At 39.1% G+C, this 22766-nt stretch carries 18 protein-coding genes; 6 read left to right on the top strand and 12 right to left on the bottom strand.

Annotated elements, in window-relative coordinates; translation table 11 throughout:
• Nucleotides 1-13: 13 nt before the first annotated feature.
• Together J7W16_RS16560 and pgmB are read right to left on the bottom strand one after the other, a co-directional pair.
• Nucleotides 14-736 carry a uracil-DNA glycosylase gene (locus tag J7W16_RS16560; RefSeq protein ID WP_210598583.1) on the bottom strand — a complete coding sequence of 241 codons (723 nt, stop codon included), beginning with the start codon at nt 734-736 and terminating at the stop codon, nt 14-16.
• A 15-nt stretch (nt 737-751) separates the two neighbouring features.
• Entirely contained in the window at nt 752-1429 is a 678-nt protein-coding gene (gene pgmB, locus J7W16_RS16555; RefSeq protein WP_210598582.1) for a beta-phosphoglucomutase, read from the bottom strand.
• A 90-nt stretch (nt 1430-1519) separates the two neighbouring features.
• Between pgmB and rarD the strand changes: the two genes are divergently transcribed.
• Nucleotides 1520-2467, top strand: a complete 948-nt coding sequence (gene rarD, locus J7W16_RS16550; protein WP_210598581.1) for an EamA family transporter RarD — start codon at nt 1520-1522, stop codon at nt 2465-2467.
• Nucleotides 2468-3060: 593 nt separating this feature from the next.
• On the opposite strand, the gene J7W16_RS16545 is transcribed toward rarD, so the two are convergent.
• From J7W16_RS16545 to cshA, 4 genes are all read right to left on the bottom strand, one after another.
• Nucleotides 3061-4392, bottom strand: coding sequence for a hemolysin family protein (locus tag J7W16_RS16545; RefSeq protein ID WP_210598580.1), 1332 nt, complete (start codon nt 4390-4392; stop codon nt 3061-3063).
• Between the two features lie 128 nt (nt 4393-4520).
• Entirely contained in the window at nt 4521-5699 is a 1179-nt protein-coding gene (gene rodA / locus J7W16_RS16540; RefSeq protein WP_210598579.1) for a rod shape-determining protein RodA, read from the bottom strand.
• 346 nt (nt 5700-6045) lie between these two features.
• Complete coding sequence (gene glnA, locus J7W16_RS16535; protein ID WP_210598578.1) at nt 6046-7407, bottom strand: type I glutamate--ammonia ligase; 1362 nt, start codon at nt 7405-7407, stop codon at nt 6046-6048.
• 686 nt (nt 7408-8093) lie between these two features.
• On the bottom strand, nt 8094-9611 hold the full coding sequence (gene cshA / locus J7W16_RS16530; protein ID WP_246880067.1) for a degradosome RNA helicase CshA: 1518 nt from the start codon (nt 9609-9611) through the stop codon (nt 8094-8096).
• Nucleotides 9612-9864: 253 nt separating this feature from the next.
• Between cshA and J7W16_RS16525 the strand changes: the two genes are divergently transcribed.
• On the top strand, nt 9865-11409 hold the full coding sequence (locus J7W16_RS16525) for an FAD-dependent oxidoreductase (protein ID WP_346726951.1): 1545 nt from the start codon (nt 9865-9867) through the stop codon (nt 11407-11409).
• Between the two features lie 251 nt (nt 11410-11660).
• Here J7W16_RS16525 and J7W16_RS16520 read toward each other — a convergent pair whose 3' ends face one another.
• The 4 genes from J7W16_RS16520 to J7W16_RS16505 form a co-directional block, all read right to left on the bottom strand.
• Nucleotides 11661-12056, bottom strand: coding sequence for a VOC family protein (locus tag J7W16_RS16520; RefSeq protein WP_210598577.1), 396 nt, complete (start codon nt 12054-12056; stop codon nt 11661-11663).
• A gap of 170 nt (nt 12057-12226) precedes the next feature.
• Nucleotides 12227-14407, bottom strand: a complete 2181-nt coding sequence (locus tag J7W16_RS16515) for a DNA topoisomerase III (protein ID WP_210598576.1) — start codon at nt 14405-14407, stop codon at nt 12227-12229.
• A gap of 15 nt (nt 14408-14422) precedes the next feature.
• Nucleotides 14423-15250: a glycosyltransferase family 2 protein gene (locus J7W16_RS16510; RefSeq protein ID WP_210598575.1), complete on the bottom strand. Its 828-nt coding sequence runs from the start codon at nt 15248-15250 to the stop codon at nt 14423-14425.
• A gap of 18 nt (nt 15251-15268) precedes the next feature.
• Nucleotides 15269-16462 (bottom strand): class I SAM-dependent rRNA methyltransferase, encoded by a 1194-nt coding sequence (locus J7W16_RS16505; RefSeq protein WP_210598574.1) that lies wholly within the window; start codon nt 16460-16462, stop codon nt 15269-15271.
• Between the two features lie 118 nt (nt 16463-16580).
• On the opposite strand from J7W16_RS16505, the gene J7W16_RS16500 reads away from it, so the two are divergent.
• The 4 genes from J7W16_RS16500 to J7W16_RS16485 all read left to right on the top strand — a co-directional run bounded on the left by J7W16_RS16500 (nt 16581) and on the right by J7W16_RS16485 (nt 19960).
• Nucleotides 16581-17960 (top strand): bacterial transcriptional activator domain-containing protein, encoded by a 1380-nt coding sequence (locus J7W16_RS16500; protein WP_210598573.1) that lies wholly within the window; start codon nt 16581-16583, stop codon nt 17958-17960.
• A 166-nt stretch (nt 17961-18126) separates the two neighbouring features.
• A complete protein-coding gene (locus J7W16_RS16495; RefSeq protein WP_210598572.1) occupies nt 18127-18894 on the top strand; it encodes a hypothetical protein in 768 nt (255 codons plus the stop codon).
• A 10-nt stretch (nt 18895-18904) separates the two neighbouring features.
• Nucleotides 18905-19363, top strand: a complete 459-nt coding sequence (locus J7W16_RS16490; RefSeq protein ID WP_210598649.1) for a hypothetical protein — start codon at nt 18905-18907, stop codon at nt 19361-19363.
• A 117-nt stretch (nt 19364-19480) separates the two neighbouring features.
• On the top strand, nt 19481-19960 hold the full coding sequence (locus tag J7W16_RS16485; RefSeq protein WP_246880066.1) for a CBO0543 family protein: 480 nt from the start codon (nt 19481-19483) through the stop codon (nt 19958-19960).
• A 169-nt stretch (nt 19961-20129) separates the two neighbouring features.
• Here the strand turns inward: J7W16_RS16485 and pssA are convergent, their stop codons facing one another.
• Both pssA and J7W16_RS16475 read right to left on the bottom strand, forming a co-directional pair.
• Nucleotides 20130-20822, bottom strand: a complete 693-nt coding sequence (pssA, locus tag J7W16_RS16480; RefSeq protein ID WP_210598570.1) for a CDP-diacylglycerol--serine O-phosphatidyltransferase — start codon at nt 20820-20822, stop codon at nt 20130-20132.
• A 207-nt stretch (nt 20823-21029) separates the two neighbouring features.
• A complete protein-coding gene (locus tag J7W16_RS16475) occupies nt 21030-22691 on the bottom strand; it encodes an EAL domain-containing protein (protein WP_210598569.1) in 1662 nt (553 codons plus the stop codon).
• Nucleotides 22692-22766 lie beyond the last annotated feature (75 nt).

The following is a 22766-nucleotide window of genomic DNA, read 5'->3' as shown; positions in this document are numbered from 1 at the left end:
GGGTTGCCTTCGGTTACACATTTCCTAACCAGTCTATTTTTTCTTTCGTCGCCTTGAACCCTTCGAATTTAAGGAAGTCGTCTGGATATTTTGAGCTACACATCATTGGATGTCTACTTTCATAAAAGATACCAGCTTTAATGTATTGCTTATTCGAGATCGCTTCTTTCCCCCATAGGAACCAGATAATGTTTGGGTTTCTGTTTGAAATGTACTGTAACACTGCTTGAGAAAAGTTGGCCCAAATATCCTTGTGACTATTTGGTATACCTACCTCACAAGTAAAGGAGGTATTTAAGAATAGGACACCCTGTTCTTCCAGCTTATTAAACCACTTATTGGGTGCGGCTAGTGAAAATCTCTTTTCCTCGAGCTCCTTTTGAATCTCTTTAAATGATTTGATTTCTTCATAGTTAGCAATATCATTTGTTGTTTTATGGATTAATCGAATAATATTCTTCAATGAAACTTGACGAAATGGTCGATTCCAGCTCGCTAATCCCCCTACCTCGAAGGCACGACCAGTTGCAACGCCCTCCATCGGATAGACGTCTTGTCCAAGCCACACAACTGAGACTTGATCCAAATTAACGGTGAGGAAGCGCAAAATAACACTTGGATCTGTTGGATTGTAGTTATCGCCTATCTTTTGTTCAATTTCGGCGATCTCCTCTTGTCTAGCCTTTGTTAAAAATGGAACCCAGGATTCATGAATCTGATCTGGTAGTAACGTCAACTTCCCCACACCTTCCTAATACAGTGTCATATTCTTCTCGTTTAGCTTGCTTTCTAATGATGGAATCGTTAATTCTTGAGTGGATAAGAAATGCGCATTCGCTCGTTTGAGATGCTCTTCCTGACCAATTCCAACTGAATACATATCTGTTTGCAGGATTCCGGTTAGGCCTGGTTCTCCGTCTTCAATTGCAACACATTCATCAGAATTTACCCCAGCTAGACTTGCAGCTTTCAAAAAGATTTCAGGATCAGGCTTTCCCTTCTTTAGCTTCGTTACATCAACAACCGCCTTGAAATACTGAAGGAGGTCAAGCTGCGAGAGCACAAATGAGGCATTTTGACTTGCTGAGGCAACAACCATTGGCATTCCCATTTCATACAAGCTTTTAATAAAAGAAGGCATCCCCGGTTGGGCATCGCTCACGGTGAGCGACTCTAGTAATGTTCGATAGTATGTATTTTTCTTTTCACATAGTTGATCGAATTCTTCTATTGTTAGTTGTTTGCCAGATTTCTCAACAATCTGTTTGACTGTTTCTCGGCGACTTAAGCCCTGTAGCTGTTGATTCCATTCCGTTGTATAGGCAATCTCCACTTCATCTGCGACCTTTTTATTTACTTCAAAGTGAAGTGGCACGGTGTTTGAAATGACACCATCCATATCGAAAATAACTGCGTTTATTTTTTTCATATTAATTCTCCTTTTTCCAAGTATATACGTTAGGCTTTTTCTGTATAGTTGTGTAAGATGGAAATATTGTCATTAGAAAGGACGTCTAACATGCAACAATCGGATTACAAATTAGGTGTATTTGCGGCGATCGGCGCCTATATCCTCTGGGGTGTACTCCCTCTTTACTGGAAGCTGCTTGAATCAGTTTCTGCTAGTGAGGTTCTAGCCCACCGAATCATTTGGTCGCTTGTCTTTATGATCATTATCTTAGCATGTAGAGGCCAGTTACGAGTAGCCTTTACTGAATTTCGCTATATTTTTTCTCATTTAAAACCAGCACTCGGAATGATTTTCGCTTCTTGCTTTATTACATTAAATTGGTTTGTCTTTATTTGGGCAGTTAGCCATGATCGGGTGATTGAAGCTAGCTTAGGCTATTATATTAATCCCCTTCTCAATGTCTTACTCGCACTGCTCTTCCTAAAGGAACGCTTCACACGTTGGCAGACAATTGCCATGGTTTTTGCTTCAATCGGTGTGTTGATTCTGACAGTTTATTACGGTGTCGTACCATGGGTGGCCTTTATTCTAGCTTTCTCCTTTGGTGTGTATGGTTTAATGAAGAAACTAGTCAATGCTGGTGCAATGACAGGCCTTACCATCGAGACATTACTTATGACTCCATTTGCTCTCTTGTTTCTAATGTGGTTCTACGGGCAACCTGCTAATTCTAGCTCATTTGGCGTAGAGCAAATAGATGTGACAATGCTTTTGATCGGGGCAGGGGCAGTAACTGCGATTCCTTTGCTACTATTTGCAATCGGGGCGAGACGCATTACCCTGTCACTTATTGGATTTTTACAGTATATCGGTCCGACTATTATGCTTTTTCTGGGAATCTTCTTATATAAAGAACCGTTTAGCGGGATTCAATTTATCGCTTTTCTGTTTATTTGGATCGGGTTATTGATTTTTACGACTGCTAAAACTCAAGTATTTCAGAGATTCGTTAATCGATTTTCTAAGGCATCAACTAAGATAAAGAAGGCTGTTTAGCTAGTTAGAATCTACGATAAGAAACTTCGGCTTCGCTACCGGGATGGGGGGCACGCTTTCCGCAGGAGGGCATGGAACTAACCGGCTCCGCCGGTGGATTTCCATCTGCCCTTTTTTCCTGCAGGAGTCGGCCCTCCCATCCCGTCCGCTTTGTTAGAGGAGAAACGAGGAATCTACTTCTTTTCTTTTACTTATAAAACTCATACAACTTCTACTATTTTTTACAATGATAAAACTAAATAAAAACCACCTTCAAGTATTTCTTAAAGGTGGTTTATTCAGGTTGAGAATAACTAAAGTATCTAACTGAAATACCGAACAAGGCACTCACGTAGCGGATGAAATACACGTAGACTCCTGTGGGATTAAAAAGCCAAAGGTGAGACCCCACAGGCGTAGACGAGGAGGCTCACCGGCTTCCCACGGAAAGCGAAGTGTATTTCAGGAGCGGTTTGCTTCCGCCAACTATCATTGTTCGGTTTTCTTTTATCAAATCACTTTTGTCCCAGCCTGTTTTTTTTATTTTATTTTTAGTTACCTTAAGTGTAATAAGGTTCTCCTGAAATATTAAGATCATTGCTCATCTTAGTTTGCTACTCTTCTTCAGGGTCGATTTGTGGGGATGTGACTTTTGTTATTTTAACTTTAGTAATTTTTTTCTCATCAGCTTCCTCAACGGTGAGAAGATAGTCTTTGAATTCAATTGATCTCTTATTATCCTCAGGTTCAACTGGGATATAACCAAGCTGCCCTACAATAAATCCACTTAGTGTATCAAAGTCCTCTGTTGGAAACTGAACTCGCAAAAGCTTTCCTACCTCGTGCAGGCTCAATGTCCCATTAATTAGCAACGTATTCTCATCTAATTGACTGTATTCAAATATCTCTTCGTCATGTTCATCAAAAATATTACCAACTAGTTCCTCTAATAGATCTTCGAGTGTGACAATCCCTGCCGTTCCACCAAACTCATCAATGACAACAGCTAGATGGATTTTGTCTTTTTGGAGATCATTAAAAAGATCACCAGCGACTTTAGATTCGTTAACAAAATACGGATCCCTAATTAGCTTCTCTAAACTAAAGTCTTCCTCAATTCCATTTTCCATGTATTGTAGAACATCCTTAACATGAAGAACACCGATTATATTATCAATATGCTCATCATAGACAGGAAATCTTGTGTATTTTTCAATATTGATGAAGCGCACTACCTCTTTTAAGGTTGAGGTAACAGGAATAGCTGTAATATTTGTGCGGTGAATCATGATGCTCGACACCGTCGTATTATCGAAGTCAAAGATATTATTAATCATTCGTTTTTCATTATCTTGAATGGCTCCTCTTTCTTCACCTACATCAACCATCATCCTGATTTCTTCCTCTGTCACTTGTTCATCATTTGCATTTGGATCAATTCCAAATAATCGTACAATTCCATTTGTAGATAGTGTCAGTAATTTCACAAAAGGAGCTGTAACTTTAGATAAAACAGTTAGCGGTCTAACAACAAACATTGCTATCGGTTCTGGCTTTTGCATCGCGATTCTTTTCGGAACCAATTCTCCGATGACTAATGTGAAATAGGATAACACTAAGGTAATCAATACCACGGAAATGTTTTCCAACCAATGTAATGAAAGTGGTATACCTAAGTCATAAAGAAAAGTTGCTAATTGACCGGCAAAGCTACCTGCAGCAAAAGCACTCGCTAAAAATCCAGCTAACGTGATACCTACTTGAATTGTTGCTAAAAAACGGCTTGGTTCAGATAATAGATTTTGTAGTAAGATTGCCTTTTTATCTCCTGATTCCGCCATTAGTCTTACTTTATTATCATTTAATGAAATTAAAGCAATCTCAGACGCCGCAAAAAATGCATTAAGGATAATCAGAAAAACAAGTATAAAAACTTCAATAGACAACGATATTCCTCCAGTGTTTTGTTTTAATAATGCTAAGTAATACCTAGCTTATCTCTATTGTAATACAAAATATCCCTAATACCAAATGAAAACATTGTGTACATACAAAAAGTTTGACCTAAACCAACTTAGTTGTCCTCATCAACCTGAAACATATAATGCTTCGTCCTCATTCCTACATTTAAAACAAGGCCAATCGCAACCATATTCGTCAACAAGGAGGTTCCACCATAGCTAACAAACGGCAACGGAAGACCGGTAATTGGCATCAGCCCAATTGTCATCGCTATGTTCTCAAATACTTGAAAAACTAGAAAGCCAATAATCCCTGAAACAAGGTATGTTCCGTATAGATTATTGCAGGTCGCAGCAATGATAATCATTCGATAAAACATTAGGAAGTAAATGATAATTAAGACTGTCGCACCAACGAAACCAAATTCTTCTCCAATCACTGTGAAGATAAAGTCAGTATGCAATTCAGGAACACGATTAGTCTGAGTTTGAATCCCTTGTAAATAGCCACTCCCATAAAGCTGACCAGAGCCAATCCCCTTCATCGCTTCGACTAACTGATAGCCATAGCCAGCCGAATGTTCTTCAGGACTAAGCCATCCATAGAAACGATCGAGCTGATGCTTTTTAATAAATAGAGAAAAGAGATCAATCCTATAAAAAAACAACCACACTAAAGTTCCTAGCCCAGCAATGACAAGTGTAAATAGTAACGTTAACATTCTCCAAGTAATACCTGACATGAGCAGCATTGTTGCAACAATACTTGTGAGCACTAATGCCGTTCCAAGGTCTGGTTCTCTCAACACTAATAAGAAAGGCGGAATAAACAATGCCATAATTTTCATAACAATCATTACATCTGACTTGAAGCTTATTTCCTTCCGCCGTGTGATCGAGCTCATTACTTTAGCTAATGCCAGTATAAGAAATATCTTCATAAACTCCGATGGTTGAAATGTCCCAATCCCAATATCAAGCCATGACTGTGCACCATTTTGATAGACACCGAGTGGAGAAAAGGCGACGAGAAGCAATAACAACAAGCCAACCCCATACATTGTGTATGTAAGGTTTTTGTACAAGTCATAGTCAAATATCATCATCCCGGCAACAGCAAAGAAACCAATTACGAACCAAATCACTTGTCTTTTAACAAAGAACGTTGGATCATTGCTATAGTATTGACCAGAACCACTATTTATCGCTAACAGACTAAAACACATTAATAGGAAAATAAAAAATAAAATCGAATAATCAATTTTTTGCATATATGTTTTGCCAGTGTCCATTGCACCCTCCACCTAAAACCTCTCAAGTATGATTCCTAACATTCAAATAAAAGGAGAAGGCTTCAACTTCTTTCCTTTTATTACACTTCTTCAAAATGTAGCATATTTACTTTGAATAATATAGATATTTTCTCTATAGTATTCTTGAAAATATTAGGACACTGTTCATAGAATTAAAGATAGTATTGGAAACACAGATGACCTACATTAGAAACCGGTAATCAAGGGAAACTATTTTACCTAATAAGGATTTCGAAACACCTCTCACCGCAATTCTCATCAATAAAAAAAAGCTTGTCGACTTCTCATAATAGAGACTTGTCGACAAGCTAAACTAATTTGATTATTAAAACTTAGATTGGTATCTCTTAACTTCCCAATCTGTTACAGCAAGACGGTATGCATCACATTCTGCACGCTTAAGTGCAACGTACTCACCAAATGAATGCTCACCTAATGTTTTCAAGCCAATTTCTCCTGCCTCGAAACGATTAACCGCTGCTTCTAAGCTAGTTGGTAGGTTTTCAATCCCACGAGAATCTAACTCATCCTTAGTCATGTGGAAAATATCTGCATTTACAGATGGAACCGGTGTTAACTCACGTTCAACCCCATCAAGACCTGCAGCTGCGATGATTGCATATGCAAAGTACGGGTTTGCAGATGGATCTGGGCAACGAATTTCAACACGAGTACCTGCCCCGCGTGAAGCCGGGATACGAATTAATGCTGAACGGTTTGATGCAGACCAAGCGATATAGCAAGGTGCTTCATAACCAGGCACTAGACGCTTATATGAGTTAATTAATGGGTTTGTTACAGCAACAAAATCCTTTACATTGTCCATAAGACCAGCTATAAATTGGTAAGCCTTTTCTGATAATGCAAGCTCATCAGACTCATCATAGAATGCATTTTCTTGCTTCTCTGTATCAAATAAAGAGATGTTAACGTGCATTCCACTACCGTTTTCACCAGCAAGTGGCTTAGGCATGAATGTCGCAAAGTAGCCAAATTGTTGTGCAACTGTTTTAACGACCCACTTATATGTTGTTGCAGCATCAGCAGCTCCTAGAGCATCTGAATACTTAAAGTTAATTTCATGTTGACCAATTGCTACTTCGTGGTGAGATGCTTCAATTGTGAAGCCCATCATTTTCAAAGCTTTATAGATTTCAAGACGAACTTTTTCACCAAAATCCTTTGGTGATGTTTCAAAGTAACCACCTACATCTTGAGTGCGTAGTGTTGGTTGTCCGTAATCATCTGTTTCGAATAAGAAGAATTCTAGCTCAGGACCTACGCTGATTGAATAGCCTTGGTCTGCAGCACGCTTAACTGTTTTTTTTAGAACATTACGCGGATCTCCAGCAAAGTCAGAACCATCAGGCTTCTTTACGCTACAAATGAAACGAGCTTCAGAATAACCTTCTTGTTCAGTCCATGGTAAAACTGCGAATGTTGTTAGATCTGGATCTAAGTATAGATCTGATTGATTAATAGGTGTAAAACCTGCAATAGAAGAACCGTCGAACATAACTCTTCCTTCTACCACTTGGTCGATTTGCTCAGCTGTAACTGTTACATGCTTTAACGTTCCTTCGATATCAACAAACTGAACGTGTAGAAGCTCTACATTTTTTTCCTTGATTGTCTCTTTTATTGATTCAACTAAGCTCTCTCTTGTTGGTGTAGATACACTTGCCATCCCCAAACACTTCCTTTTCATGTAATGTTTTGTGACATCAACTTGTTATGTCTACTTTATGATTTTCACCATTTTTTCGCAATGAGTATGTAAGATAATCTGACAAAGAAATATCGTTATAATTTTATATACTATTGAAAGATTCAGAATATAGCGCCGAAAGAACCGCATAGTTATGCCAATGAAAAGGCTTACTTTATTTCGCTAATTACAACCTCAATTGTGTCTGAAATGTGAACAAAAAAAGAACTGAACAACTTGTCCAGTTCAAAAGGTAAGGGGGATACGATGTTTCGCACCATACGTACAATGTATCAGTAACTTGGAGCTTCTACAACCGATTGTCCTATTTCTTAACAATAACTCAATTATCTTTACAAAAGGAAAAAGTAGTTATTTAAACACATAGCGAGATTGAGAGGCTCCGATTTCGCTACCGGGATGGGGGGCACGCTTTCCGCAGGAGGGCATGGAACTAACCGGCTTTGCCGGTGGATTTCCATTTTGCCCTTATTTCCTGCAGGAGTCGGCCCCCCATCCCGTCCGCTTTATGAGAGGAACATCGGAATCTAATTTCTTTTTTTAAATTCTTGAAATTAGAACTGTCTTTAATGTCTAAATTATTTTGTTTCAACAACAAAAAAACACCTTCGAGAAAACTTTTCTCAAAGGTGTTCATTTTTTATTTATGCGTGTTTTGATGGCTTGCTGCGTTGGCTTCCGCCTGGGCGTGGGCCGCTTGCGTTGCTTGGACGGCGTCCTCCGCCTGTGCTGCGGTCATCTTTGCGGTATTGTGAGCGACGACGATCGTCACGTTGACGACCTCCTCCGCGGTATGGCTTCCCACTTCCGCTTCCACCGCCACTACCTTGACGCTTCTTCACACGTAATGGTGCTTCTGCTGTTAGGCGTACTGGTGTTGTGTCAGGCTCTTTCGTTAATAGCTTTAGGGCAGCAGCTAATGCTGTAGTTGCGTCTGTCTCTTGCAGAAGATCCTTTGCAGCAACACGGTAGCTGTCGGCATCTCCATTACCAATTAGCTCTTTTAGTTGCTCAAGAACTAATTGCTGTTGACCTTCCATTGCTTCTGTATGAGTTGGCTTCTTAAGCTTCGTCATTTTCTTCTTTGACAGTTGTTCAATCGCTTTTACATGATCCATTTCTCTTGGAGTTGCAAATGTTACCGCAACACCGGACTTACCAGCACGACCTGTACGACCGATACGGTGAACATAGCTTTCTGGATCTTGTGGAAGATCAAAGTTATATACATGTGTTACTCCACTAATATCTAATCCACGAGCTGCTACATCTGTCGCAACAAGTACATCGATAAGACCACTCTTAAACTTACGAAGAACACTATCACGCTTCGCTTGATTTAAGTCACCGTGAATTCCTTCTGCACGGTATCCACGCTTACCAAGAGCTTCTGCTAGTTCATCTACACGGCGCTTTGTACGACCGAAGACGATTGCAAGCTCTGGTGTGTGAATATCAATCATGCGACTAAGAACATCGAACTTCTCTTTTTCGTGAACTTCAACATAGCCTTGTTCAATATTCTCCATTGTTACTTCTGCTGACTTAACTGCAATCGTCTCAGGATTTTTCATGAACGTTTGAGCAAGCTTTTCGATACGCTTTGGCATTGTTGCTGAGAACAATAATGTTTGGCGCTCGTTTGGTACTTCTTTTAGAATTGTTTCGATGTCTTCAATGAAGCCCATATTTAACATTTCATCTGCTTCATCTAGAACAACCATTTCGACTTGCTGAAGACGAATCGTTTTACGTCTCATATGATCCATTAAACGACCAGGTGTTGCTACAACCACATGTGGCTTGCGTTTCAAATCAGTGATTTGCTTACGCATGTCCTGGCCACCATACACGACAACCGTACGAACGCCTTTATGCTTACCAAAAGTAACGAGTGACTCTGCGACTTGATTCGCAAGCTCTCGTGTAGGGGCAAGGATAAGTGCTTGAACATGTGCTTCCTCAGTGTTGATACGGTTAACTAACGGAATTCCAAATGCACCCGTCTTACCAGTACCAGTCTGAGCTTGCCCGATTATGTCTTTACCTTCAAGAGCTGTAGGAATCGTCGCTGTTTGAATCGGCGTCGCTTCTTCAAAACCCATTTCTGTAACGGCTCGGACTACCTTAGCGTCCAAGTTAAAATCATAAAAAGTTGCCAAATATATAATCTCCTTTATTGGTGATTTTCACCAGTTTTCAAAATTTAAAACATCTTTAATAATAACACGTATTTAGGTAAGTAACAATAGCTATTATTAATTAAGGATGTTTCATTAATTATTTTATCCTTTTTAGCTAATGGCATACACTGACTTTCCGCTGACCTTACTCATTTTTTATCATATCTTTATACATGGAATTTTTTTGATTGGTTACATTAGAAGGAGTAAATGAATTGAAGGAGGCCTTTTTGTGACAGATGCACATATACATGATTCAACGATGCCAAACCAACCGGAGCCTTACTGGAGAAGTTCGGTAGATCTAGAGTCCTATCCAGCGTTAAATGAAGATATTAATGTCGACGTTGCGATCGTTGGTGGGGGAATTAGCGGCATCACTGCTGCTTATCTTTTATCAAAGGAAGGAAAGAAGGTCGCCTTACTTGAAGCAGACGTCGTTTTAAACGGGACAACCGGCCATACGACTGCAAAGGTTACGGCACAGCATGGATTTATTTATGATGAGTTCATCTCCCATTTAGGTGAGGACGGAGCCAGGAACTATTATGAAGCTACAACTGATGCAATGAATTTCGTTAAACAGCTTGTTGAAAAGGAAAATATTGATTGCGATTTATCTGTTGAGGACTCATTTTTATATACAACAACCGACAACGGAATAAGAAAACTGAAAAAAGAACATGAGGCATATCAAAAGCTTGGAATTGAGTGCGAATGGTTAGATTCTGTGCCTCTACGAAATGTTCCTGTTAAGGCAGCATTAGCGATGAAAAACCAAGTTCAATTTCATCCATTGAAGTACCTTTCCTTTTTACTAACAGAAGCAAAAAGAAACGGTGCTTCCATTTATGAACACACTGTCGCAAAAGATATACAAGATAAGGATGGTCCAACCGTTGTAACTAGAGAGGGACATCTCATTAAAGCCAATTCTGTCATTACCGCTTCACATTTCCCATTTTTCGATGGGGGTGGCTTCTATTTCTCAAGAATGTATGCTGAACGCTCCTATATTGTTGCCGGGAAGGTTAGCCAAGAAGAATGTCCTGACGGGATGTACTATAGTGTTGATACACCAACTAGATCATTAAGGTACACGATGGTCGATGGGGAAAAAATGGCGATTATAAGTGGAGAGTCGCATAAGACCGGTCAAGAGGTTGACACCGATTACCACTATGATGCCTTGGAACAATTCGGAATGGATATGTTTTCGAATTTCAAGGTGGATTATAAATGGTCAGCACAAGATCTCACTACATTAGACAAAGTCCCATACATTGGCCAGATCTCAAAGCAGCATCCATCTATTTTTGTCGCAACAGGCTACCGTAAATGGGGGATGACGAACGGAACAGCTTCTGCTCTTCTATTAACAAACCTTATTTTAGGTAAGAAGAATAAATTTGAAGCACTTTACCGTCCTTCTCGTTTTATTGCTGATCCAAGCATCAGACATTTCATTAGTCAAAATGCCGATGTCGCAAAAGAATTTCTCAAAGGGAAGTTTGATCGAGAAAGCCGTCATCCAGAGGATCTAAAGAAAGAAGAGGTTGCCGTTGTTTCGATCTCCGGTATGCGAGCTGGTGCCTATCGAGATAAAGAAGGTACCCTCCATGTACTAGATACGACATGTACCCACTTGGGCTGTGAGGTTCATTGGAACAAAGGTGAACACACATGGGATTGCCCTTGTCACGGCTCTCGCTTCTCCTATACAGGTGAAGTTGTTGAAGGACCAGCAAAGAAACCACTTAAGAAGGTTGATTATTAAGTTGTCTTAATAAAAAGGCTGGGAAAAAGCGATTTAACTAATAGAAAATCCGAACAATAATCGTTAGCGGACGTAAACCGCTCCTGAAATATACTACGCTTTCCGCGGGAAGCCGGTGAGCCTCCTCGGCTACGCCTGTGGGGTCTCACCCTTGGCTTTGCATCCCGCAGGAGTCTACGTATATTTCATCCGCTATGTGATTGCTTTGTTCGGTATTGCAGTTAGACACTTTTGTATGTCCCAGCCTTTTATTATTGCTTTTTAAAATCCTTCTGTTCAACATGAAGTTCGATTAAATTGCCATCTGGATCACTGCAAAAGATCTGAGCAAATCCACTTTGACTATCGGGCTTTTCTATAATTCTCACGTTGTTATCCTTAAGCCATTTAATTGTCTCGTGATAATCTGCTACCCTAATCGCGAAATGAGCCTCCCTTGAATTCAACTCTCGATCTGGTCGACTGTTCATCTCTTTATCAACAATGAGATGCAATTGTTCGTCTCCTATTGCAAACCAAGCCCCGTCAAAGCCAAAATTAGGCCTTTCTAGTTCCTTTAATCCAAGGATATCACGATAAAACGTCTTCGATTTCTCTATATTAGAGCTTACTAGACTAACGTGATGAAGCTTAACTACTTTAAACATACTTAACACTCCTTCTTAAAATAGAGTTTACGAGTATTTCCTAATAATCTTGAGCCTTGGCTTGCTCAGAACCGGTTGCAATGGCTACGCTCGCTACACGCAATTTATGAGAAGGGCACTCTTAATTTGCTTAAAAGATGTAGCGGCTTCGCTCATTGCTTCGGGCGACTTTATAAGTCGCCCTTCAGTTTGGCTAGGGCGTCGGCTAGGGCGGAGTTTGTGAAGTTGTCGTCATTGTTTTGTTTTTTCATGTAGTTGTTTACTTCTCGTTTTGATACTTTTTTGTGTTGGTTGTTCTTTTTACGTTCTTGGAAGGTGGAGAGCTTTTCTCTATGACCACAGACACATGCGAACATTTGCCCTTCGCCTTCTCCTCGTAATTCAAGCTTCTTTTTACATTTTGGACAGCGGGCGTTTGTGACTTTCGAGATGTTTTTCTTATATCCACATGCTGGGTCCTGACACACTCTTCGTTTTCCATGTTTTGAATCAAGCTCAAGAAGTAGCTTTCCGCAATCCGGGCATGGTGAGCCTGTCACATTATCATGTTTGAATGTTTGGTTACTTTGTTTGATTGCAGATACAATTGAAGTCGCATAATCCTTCATTTCTCCGACAAAGGTATCCTTACGCAATTGGTTATTTGCGATTTGCTCGAGCTTTTGCTCCCATTCTGCTGTTAATGCAGGCGATTTCAAATCCTCAGGTACTAGCTCAAGCAATTGCTTTCCTTTGTTTGTCAGAAAAAGCTCTTTTCCCTTTTTATCAATAAGATGCGTGTTCAACAGCTTCTCAATAATATCTGCCCTTGTTGCAACTGTACCAATTCCACCTGTTTTCCCTAATGTTTGAGCAAGCTGCTTATCTTGCTTTTCCAAGAATGTTGCTGGTTTTTCCATTGCCGATAATAGTGTACCTTCTGTAAGTCTCGCCGGGGGCTTCGTCTGACCTGCGTGTATCTCCATGCGAGCCACTGCGAACTCTTGCCCCTTTTCTAGCTTTGGCAGAGCTGATTCGGCCTTTTCATCATCGAGACTAGGATCATCCTGGTAAGCAGCTTTCCAGCCCTGTGCTAGTGGTCTTTGTCCTTTAGCAACTACTGTTTCACCTGCAATCGTTCCAACGACGGTCGTTTGCTCATACTCATAGGCAGGTAGCAGATTAGCTAAGAAACGTCGCACAATCATGCGGTATAGCTTTGCTTCCTTTTCACTTAACTGTGAAACAGCTGCTTGTTCTGTCGGAATTATGGCATGATGGTCCGAAACTTTTTGGTCGTTGATAAAGGCAAGCCTTGACGAATAGGTTTTATTTTTAAGTTGTAAAACTACTTTTCTAAACGGCTGAACATCACATGCCTTCACTCTTTCAGCAAGAGATTCAACTAAATCTGATGACAGATATCTTGAATCTGTACGTGGGTATGTAATCACTTTATGTTGTTCGTATAGACGTTGGATTGTTGAGAGGGTCTCTTTAGCCGAGTAGCCAAAACGTTGATTCGCTTCTCTTTGAAGCTCTGTTAAATCATACAAAAGCGGTGCAGGGATCTGCTTGTTCACTGTTTTTACATCATCAACAAGAACGTTGCCCTTCTCAAGCTTTGTACGTAATTCATCTACCTTCGCTTCACTAAATAGTCGTTTTTCCTGTGTTACTTTGTCCTGCCACTGCAAGCGAACACCCTGTTTCGTTTCAACCGATAGTTGCGAAAAGGAAACTGGCGTAAATGAGCGAATTTCTTGCTCTCTCTTAGCAATCATCGTAAGTGTCGGTGTTTGAACCCGTCCGCAGGAAAGCTGGGCATTAAACTTAGTCGTAAGTGCTCTCGTTCCATTGATTCCGACATACCAGTCAGCCTCTGCTCGTGCAACAGCTGAATGATACAAACCCTCATATTTTTTTGCGTCCTGTAGCTTTTGAAAGCCTTCTTTGATGGCTTTGTCTGTTACAGAGGAAATCCATAATCTTTTCAGCGGCTTTTTATTATGAACTTTATCAAGAATCCACCTTGCGACAAGCTCACCTTCTCTTCCAGCATCTGTAGCAATGATCACTTCCCCTACATCTGGTCGAAGTAGCTGTGATTTCACTGCATGGAACTGCTTGCTCGTCTGCTTAATAACGACAGTGTTCAATTTCGGAAGCATCGGGAGTTCACTCAAATCCCATGTCTTGTAGTTCTCACCATAGCTTTCTGGTTCTGCTAAGGTAACTAGATGACCTAGTGCCCACGTAACAATATACTTGTCACCTTCAATAAATCCATTTCCTTTATGATGACAATCTAATACCTTTGCAATATCACGTGCAACGGAGGGCTTTTCTGCTAATACAACTGCTTTTTTCATTATGACAACTCCTAATTACATCTCTAATGGTTCTTGTGTAAGTCTCGAGGAATGAACAATGCCATCCCAGATGACTTCACTCTTAGCTTCTCTTGCCTTCATCTCTGGTTCTTCTAATAAAAGGAAAAAATTCTTTGTAGGTAGCTCACCTAGACCGTGCTTGGCACTAAGACGGTCTAGGTACATTCGCATACTTGAAAGGTCCTTTGAAGCATTATTTGTTGTAGTTGAAAAATTATAAAGGACGCCTGCAACCTCGACTCTTTTTATACGAAACGTTTGTGCGACCCTTAAATAAAAATCCCAGTCCCAATAATTCTTGACCTCTGGATCAAATAAACCAATTTGCTCATGTATAACACGTCTGTACAAACAGCCTGACGGAACAAAGGTTGAAAATGTTCTCATATGAGCGTATGAATGGTGATAGGCAAATAACTGTCTACTCCGTACGTTCCTATTTCCACCGAGCTGCTCATAGTCAATGATTTCGACATCAGAATAGACGAGATCTGCCTCTTGAATGTTCAAGAGCATTCGTGCAAGATGTGATGGCACAATTAAGTCATCATCATCAATTGGCATGATGTACTCACCACGGGCAATCTCTACACCCGTATTCCTTGCATGAACATGGTCTTGGTTAATTGGGAAGTCAATAATTGTACAGTTCAATTCATGATAAAGACGTACAATCTCATCAACAGTACGTCCACCATCGTTTACAATAATTACTTCGAAATTTATAAACGTTTGTCTAACAAGACATTCTAGTAATTCAGCTAAAAGACTATGCCTGTTATAGGTAGGAATAATGATTGAAACTAGTGGACGTTCAGTCACCTTTTTCTCTCCTTAATTTTAATCAAGCTGAATGAAGCACACCTTTAAATAATCACCTTCAGGAAAATGGTTCGTTGTTTTGAAATCATCAGGTAGACTATACTCCTCGGCGATTTTATACTTCCTTCCATTTTGACGAAAGGCTTCCTTAATGAAGCCCTTAAATTTCTTCATTGAAAAGGCACTAGAATTTGTTGAAGCAACAATCACTCCTTGTCGCTCGGTAATCTCGATCGCTTCCTGAAGAAGCCCTGTATAATCCTTTGCAGCACTGAATGTATGCTTCTTCGAACGTGCAAAGCTAGGCGGATCAAGGACAATAAGGTCAAACCGCTTATTCTTTTTCTTAGCATAGGAAAAATAATTAAACACATCCATCACAACAATGTCTTGTGCTTCATAGTCAATTCCATTCACACTAAATTGTTCAATTGTTTTTGGCAGACTGCGTTTAGCAAGATCGACACTCGTTGTCTTAACTGCCCCACCTAGAGCAGCCGCGGCCGAAAATGCTCCTGTGTAAGAGAAGGTGTTTAACACGGTCTTCCCTTCCGAATACTGATCGTGAATCCGTTTTCTCACCTGGCGTTGGTCTAAGAACACTCCCACCATTGGACCATCATTTAAGTAGACTGCAAAATGAATGCCATTTTCTTTGACGAGAAGTGGAAATTGTCCTCTTGAGCCCATAACAAAATCATCATCTTCTACATATTTGCCCTGCTTTGCAAATCGCTTCTTTTCATAAATTGCTTTAAAGGAAGTTACTTGTTCAAATGCTGCGTAGAGTTGCTTATGAAAATGATATATGCCTTCACTGTACCATGTGAAGACATAGTAGCCATCGTAGTAATCAATCGTAATCCCACCAATACCATCGCCATCCCCGTTAAACACCCGAAAGGCCGTAGTGTTCCCATCTTCGAAAAGCTGCTCTCGTTTTGAAAATGCCTCATTTATTCTTCTGACGAAAAAATCTCTGTCAATGATCTCTTCTTTTCTAGTTGATAAGATCCATCCAATTCCTTTATTTTGTATTCCATAATATCCCTTGGCTAAAAAGGCTCCAGATTGGTCAACAATCTTGAGTAAGGCACCTTCTTCATTAGGTAATGCTTGGCTTTTCACGGCATCCTTCTCAATTAATGGATAGCCCTTTCTCACCTTCTCACTTTCACGTTCGTTCAATTTAATTGTAAATTCATTTGTCATTATCATCATCCTATTTGCTACGTCTTAATATAATTAGAGTATATCATGCTCCCCAGAAAACCAGAAAACAACGGCGACCTTTCATTTATGTTACAATTAGAAAAAAGGAGGCTTGGTTATGACCGAATGGACGTTGTTTGACCGTAACGAAAAGCATATCGTGCAACCGACTAAGTTAATTTGGTTCCAACAATGCAAGGTAGTTGAATGTGTCAGTGAGACAAACACGCGTTATCGACTCTTTTTTTATAAAAACGAGTTTCTAACAGCTAGAGAATGGAAGAAAGCTGAGCCCTCAACGTTTCTTGCCGTTGCTGAGAAAAAAGGTGTTCATTTCGAAGGAGCTAGTTCGCTGATTTCTATGTTGCTAGAGCCTGTATCCAAATTAGAGATGATTCCATTTAATCAACTACTAGCTAACCTAAAGAAAAACTACTCGATTCAAGAGACTGCATTAATTTTCAGTTACTTTGATGCGTATCTTTCAGCTGCCAAATTAGATCGACTGCTTAAAGACTTCCACATAGCTTATCGTCGTAATGGTCAGCTTGCACTTGCTTATCATCTGGCAATCACTCTATATGCCGCCGGGTATAAAGAAAGCTGGGTGAAGGATGTCACTAAACATCTCGACTATGCGAAAGTAACCAAGCTTTACAAAACAGACCAAGATCAACTCCTAACAATAAATCCAATCTACGCTGAGCAAAAAGCTTTTACTAAGCATGCCAGTACTCCTTCAAAGCTCATTCTTTCAACGATCTACAAAAACGAATCTCGTCATGTTGATGCAATCGCTCTAGCTCTATCCGGCTGGTCCAAAAAGCCTTATTCCTTTGTAGACCTTCTTGAGGAACTCTCTTTGCATTTATCAAAAGAGGAAGTTATTCAATGTTTACTACCACTTTGCGCACAAGTTGATCCAGCGACAACTTTACATGAAAATGTATACCAATTGCTTCTTGAGCAACAGCACTCTGAGCAAGCTCTAAATTTCTTACTAACATACTCCTTCCCATTAACCGAGCAACAAAAGCAACAGTTTCCTTCATTAATCAAATCTGTTGATTTATCAACAATATCCGTCCCACCAACCATACTATTAGAACGCATCCTCCTTTTAGATAAACAACCCATTTTACTCGACCAAGTCATTCAAACCGTTTTGCCATACCTCAACAAATCACTTGGCTTACAGCAACTGCTTATCTGGTTAGAAAAGCAATTAGCAGAGACAACTGAACTTGCGAGCTACCAAAAGCTAAAACGAATTCAAATGCTTATTGATGAACCAGAGCAGCAATTCGAGCTTGGAAAGCTATATTATGAGCTTAATGATTTCGAACGTGCCATTGATTGCTTTGTTTGGGAAACAGAGCTAGCACCACAATCACAAGAACCTTTACGTTGGCTTATCAAGGCTTATCAGCAAGCAGGAAAACAGGATGACGCCCTAGCTTATCAGCAATTGATGACACAATTACAGCGTACGTCATAGGAACTAATATCGTTCTCAAACCAGGCACTCCTTGTCTGTAGAAAGAGACCAAATCATATTTGGTCTCTTTCTATTTCTATAAAAGCAAATAAATAACTAAATAAAATCCCAGAAGTTGCAAATCCTAATAATAAGAGTAAATCAAAAATAGATAAGGACTTGGAGCATGAAAAACTTCAAAGCAACAAATCAGGAACGACGGTATATTGCTCACGTGAGCACATTAGGTACAACGCAACTACATCTGAGAAATCCGTATATCATTGCATGGTGGTCAGCTGCCTTTCCTGGTTTTGGTCATTTACTACTGTCTAAATACCTTAGAGGTTTCACCTTATTTATTTGGGAAATTCTCATTAACAACATGACAAATCTAAACCTATCAATGGTTCATTCCTTTACAGGAAATATCGATATGGCTAAAGAAGTTCTTGACCCCCAGTGGTTCTTGCTCTATATCCCTGTCTATCTATTTGGGATATGGGATAGTTATCGAACAACGGTTGATATGAATAGAGTTTATATCCTTGCCGATCGGGAGAATGCTGATTTCAATACATACAGCATAGGAGCCTTAGAAATAAACTACTTAGATAAAAGAAGGCCAATTATGGCCGTTTTATGGTCATTGTTCACACCAGGGCTAGGACAACTCTACATTCATCGTATCGTGACAGCTTTATTTACTACTATATGGACGATTGTTTTTGTTTATTTTTCAAACCTACTTGTCGCTGTCTACTATCTTTTTTTAGGAGAAATAGCTCAAGCAACACAAGTACTTGATCCCCAATGGTTACTGTTCATTCCATCCCATATTGGATTTGCCATGTATGACTCTTATGTAAATACAGTGGAAAATAACAAACTATACGAAAGAGAACAAAAAAAATTCTTAACTGAAAATTACCAACAGTACAGAGTGAAAGTTTGAGGTGAGAATGTTGCAGATTTTTTCAACTTATGAACACTCTACATATCTAGAACTAGCTATTACAGCATTGGAGGAAATCGGCATCGAAAATGAAAAGATACTTGCCGTATCTCTCAACAATCGAGTAGAGGAAAGACGTTTATTTGACACGTTACATCGTGCAGATGGAATTAGTCTATTCGACAAAGGTGCAGCGATTGGAACTGCCTTTTCAGTCATAGGGGCAAGTGTTGGATTTAAATTAGAATGGGGGCCAATTTATTGGGGATTAATTGGCGCAGCAAGTGGATTTATGCTTGGATTTATCATTGATTATCTTATCTTTAAAGTAATTCATAAAAGGAAAAGACAAATAAGAGGGAAGAAATCAGAAGTAGTATTGATTATAAATTGCACAAAGGACCAAGTTGAAAAAGTCGAAAAGATTCTATGGGAAAACCTCGCTCTTGGGGTTGCAACAGTAGATTGATTTTCACAATGGAAGGGATGGAAAGTTCGAATTTAACTACATGTTGTTCTTAGTATTTATCCAACGGAAAGGAAGGATTGATCCTCCATGAATAATTATCAAACTCAGAAGGTTTTCTTGAGAATATTGGTTGCAGTGACTATAGGTTTATTGCCATTGTTTCTAAGGAAACCACCTATAAAGGATTGGTTGCTCGTTTACTTCTTTAATGCAATCTCGAACGGATTCATTGATCAAATTATAGCAAAGCAAAAAATCGTTAAGTATCCTGTACGTTTATTACCAAAGCTATTTAAAAAACATATAGTATTTGACTATTTAGTGTATCCAACGATAACAATTTTCTATAATCAAGTAACGTCTAAAGATAAACCTATTACCATATTTTACAAATTGTTATTTTTTTCAATTCCGATGCTATTTGTTGAGCTTTGGGCTGCAAAAAAAACAGATTTAGTTGATTGGAAAAAGGGATGGGCATGGTACCATACCTTAATTAGTATTACGATTAAGTCTTCGGTAACCAGATTATTTATCGGATTGGTAAGAGCTATAGATAAAAAACAAATGATAAATCAATACGCAGCGAACCAATAATAATCACTAGATAAATGGATTTTATGTGCTGTCTTTAAACGACAAAATCTTCATTTATCAGTCGTCAAGGCTACTGAAAGAGGGATGGTTGAACATCCCCTTTTCAGTGGCCTTTCAAATAGCTAGATAAATTTATTACTCTTAAAAGGAGCTCTTGTAATTCACCCTTTTAATTCTCATCTTTTCCTTTCTTCTTTATAAAATAATAAGATAAATAACCAATATAAACTGGGGTTGCAATGTATATTAAATATGGAAATTGACCGTATTTACCAACGAACACCATAAATATTGCAGATGCGATAAATACAGTAATAATCGTCCCATATTTTGGAAGTGGAACTTCTTTTAAGCTTGGTACTTTGATATTACTGACCATTAGAAAACACAAAGCTGTAAATATAACACTTATCAATATATTAGGAATGAACGCACCAAATAATGTTAGCAATGCAACAATACCACCAGCAGCTGTAATAGGTACTCCCGTAAAGTAATTTACCTGATTGCTACTCGCACTGATATTAAACCGAGCTAAGCGGTAGGCTCCAAATAAAGGAAATAACCCAGCGATTGCAAATCCTAATATGTCATATTGAAAAAAGTGTGTGTAATACACTAAAAATGATGGTGCTACACCGAATGTTACAATGTCAGCTAACGAATCAAGCTCCTTCCCAAGGTCACTATCAGCATCTAACTTTCTAGCAAGCCATCCATCCATACTATCTAACATCATACCGATCAAAATTAAAATAGCAGCATTTTTATATTGGCCATTAGCCGCATAACCAATAGACAAGAAACCGCAATACAAATTTCCTAATGTCATCGTATTAGGTATCAATTTTAAATATTTCATTTTTCCACTCTCATTTTTTTTGAATTGATAACGCTTGTTTCCTTTCATGTTAACATTGAACTAAACTTTAGTAAAAGTTCTCTTTTAGTAGAATGAAGTAATATGTATGATCGATGAGGATAAATATAGACAGGAAAACATGTCCCCCAATAGCACGGAGACATGTAAATTACTTACTAGTGTGAATTATGAGGAGAGCAATGTTGTTTATTTCTTATTACTCTCCCAATCAAGCAACAACTGCTGCCATTTCTCATGTGTTTCTTTATTAACTTTTACAATCGTCTCATACGAAGAAGGTTTACTAAAGAAGTACCCCTGTAGTTCTTCACAAGTTGTCCCCATTAATAAAAGGGCTTGTTCGCTCGTTTCCACTCCTTCTGCCGTAACCGTAACACCGATTTTTTCAGCAAGTGAAAGAATCGAGGAAACAATATGAAACTCTCTAGAATCTTTTTTGAGGTTTTTTATAAAAGCTTTATCAATTTTAATTTTATCAACAGGTAAGACTCGTAAATAATTAAAGGACGAATGACTCATCCCAAAATCATCAATCGCAACACTGAATCCAGATTTCCTCAACCTAATAAGCTTTTCCGTGAAATCATCTGCATTTTCAAGCAATGAGTGCTCTGTTAGCTCAAGCTCAATTCGCTTCGGATCAATATCGTTTTTCTTACATATCGCAGCCAGCTCTCGCTCAAGTTCAGGTAATCCAAAGGTTTTGGTCGACATATTTATAGAGACTCGTTTGAGTTCATTTGTTTCAGATGCTAATTTCTCGCATACTCTTTCAAATACCCACATATCAATTTCCTCGATAAATCCACAATTTTCTGCGACGACAATAAATACATCTGGTGGAACAGGACCGAGCTTCGAACTAAACCAACGAAGTAACACTTCATAGTGAACATCACCCGTACTCATATGTACAATCGGTTGGAAATAGAGGACAAATTCATTATTACTGATTGCCTTCTTAAGCTCTTGCTCTGTATTTTGTTTCACGTCCTTGGACTGGCTGTCGATATCGAAGCACACTAAGGAGTTGCCTTCTTGCTGTTTAGCTCTTAGCATGGCGTGATATGCTTCGTTAATGACCGTGCTAATTGGCTTTCCATCATTCTCAACATTTGTTGTCCCAACTGCTGTAGTAAGAACAGTCTCACTTTCTCCTAAGTACACAGGTTTTGATAACCAAGCTTGAAGTTCATGAATTCTTTGCTTAGCCTCTTCGGAGGACATATAAATAATAAATTCATCTTCCACTGCACGTGCTATGTATTGTCCATTTGAAAACCACTGTTTCATTCGTCTAGCGATTTCATTTAAATAGAGGGTACGCTGATCCATTGCAATTTTATTCAAACGAACTTTTATATAACAGATCATATTAGGAGTTGCTGAAGCCTTCATTTTAAGCAAATGATGCTGAACATAGCTACTAAAGGATGGCAGACTATGAAACCCAGTTGATACATCAACATATGCGGTATTTTGGGTGTATATTTGCTGAGTGTAGCAAATGTAGTATCGTATCTGTTGATCAGCCTCAATAATCGGAATGACGACATGATTCGCTGTCTCGTTTTGGGTTTCCATATTAAACTTATCCTGGATGATAACAGGGCTTCTCTTTTCTTTTGCTTCTCGATAGTAGGAGCTTACATGGTCAGCCATATAGCTTGGGTACATATCTTCAAGAGTTTTGCCAATGCACGATTGATCTAACGAAGCTAGCTTTTGAGCATCTGGGCTTACATACTCATATATAAATTGTCCATTGCTTTCTTTCATTAGAAAAACAACATTATATAAATGTTCAAACGATTTAAGTAGTGTTTGAATAGGTATTTCAATCAACATGTACCAACTCCCTTTTAACCCCTAAGAAGCCTGTCTATCTTAAACCCAAAGGTTATATTATTTTAGCATGATATC

The sequence above is a fragment of the Halalkalibacter suaedae genome (assembly GCF_017939705.1).
Classification (GTDB): domain Bacteria; phylum Bacillota; class Bacilli; order Bacillales; family Bacillaceae_D; genus Halalkalibacter; species Halalkalibacter suaedae.
This window is presented reverse-complemented; position numbering and strand designations above follow the sequence as displayed.

Coding starts and splice junctions, on each gene's coding strand:
- pgmB (WP_210598582.1), bottom strand. CDS start 1,429: ATGAAAAAAATAAACGCAGTTATTTTCGATATGGATGGTGTCATTTCA.
- rarD (WP_210598581.1), top strand. CDS start 1,520: ATGCAACAATCGGATTACAAATTAGGTGTATTTGCGGCGATCGGCGCC.
- rodA (WP_210598579.1), bottom strand. CDS start 5,699: ATGGACACTGGCAAAACATATATGCAAAAAATTGATTATTCGATTTTA.
- glnA (WP_210598578.1), bottom strand. CDS start 7,407: ATGGCAAGTGTATCTACACCAACAAGAGAGAGCTTAGTTGAATCAATA.
- J7W16_RS16520 (WP_210598577.1), bottom strand. CDS start 12,056: ATGTTTAAAGTAGTTAAGCTTCATCACGTTAGTCTAGTAAGCTCTAAT.
- J7W16_RS16515 (WP_210598576.1), bottom strand. CDS start 14,407: ATGAAAAAAGCAGTTGTATTAGCAGAAAAGCCCTCCGTTGCACGTGAT.
- J7W16_RS16505 (WP_210598574.1), bottom strand. CDS start 16,462: ATGACAAATGAATTTACAATTAAATTGAACGAACGTGAAAGTGAGAAG.
- J7W16_RS16500 (WP_210598573.1), top strand. CDS start 16,581: ATGACCGAATGGACGTTGTTTGACCGTAACGAAAAGCATATCGTGCAA.
- J7W16_RS16495 (WP_210598572.1), top strand. CDS start 18,127: ATGAAAAACTTCAAAGCAACAAATCAGGAACGACGGTATATTGCTCAC.
- pssA (WP_210598570.1), bottom strand. CDS start 20,822: ATGAAATATTTAAAATTGATACCTAATACGATGACATTAGGAAATTTG.
- J7W16_RS16475 (WP_210598569.1), bottom strand. CDS start 22,691: ATGTTGATTGAAATACCTATTCAAACACTACTTAAATCGTTTGAACAT.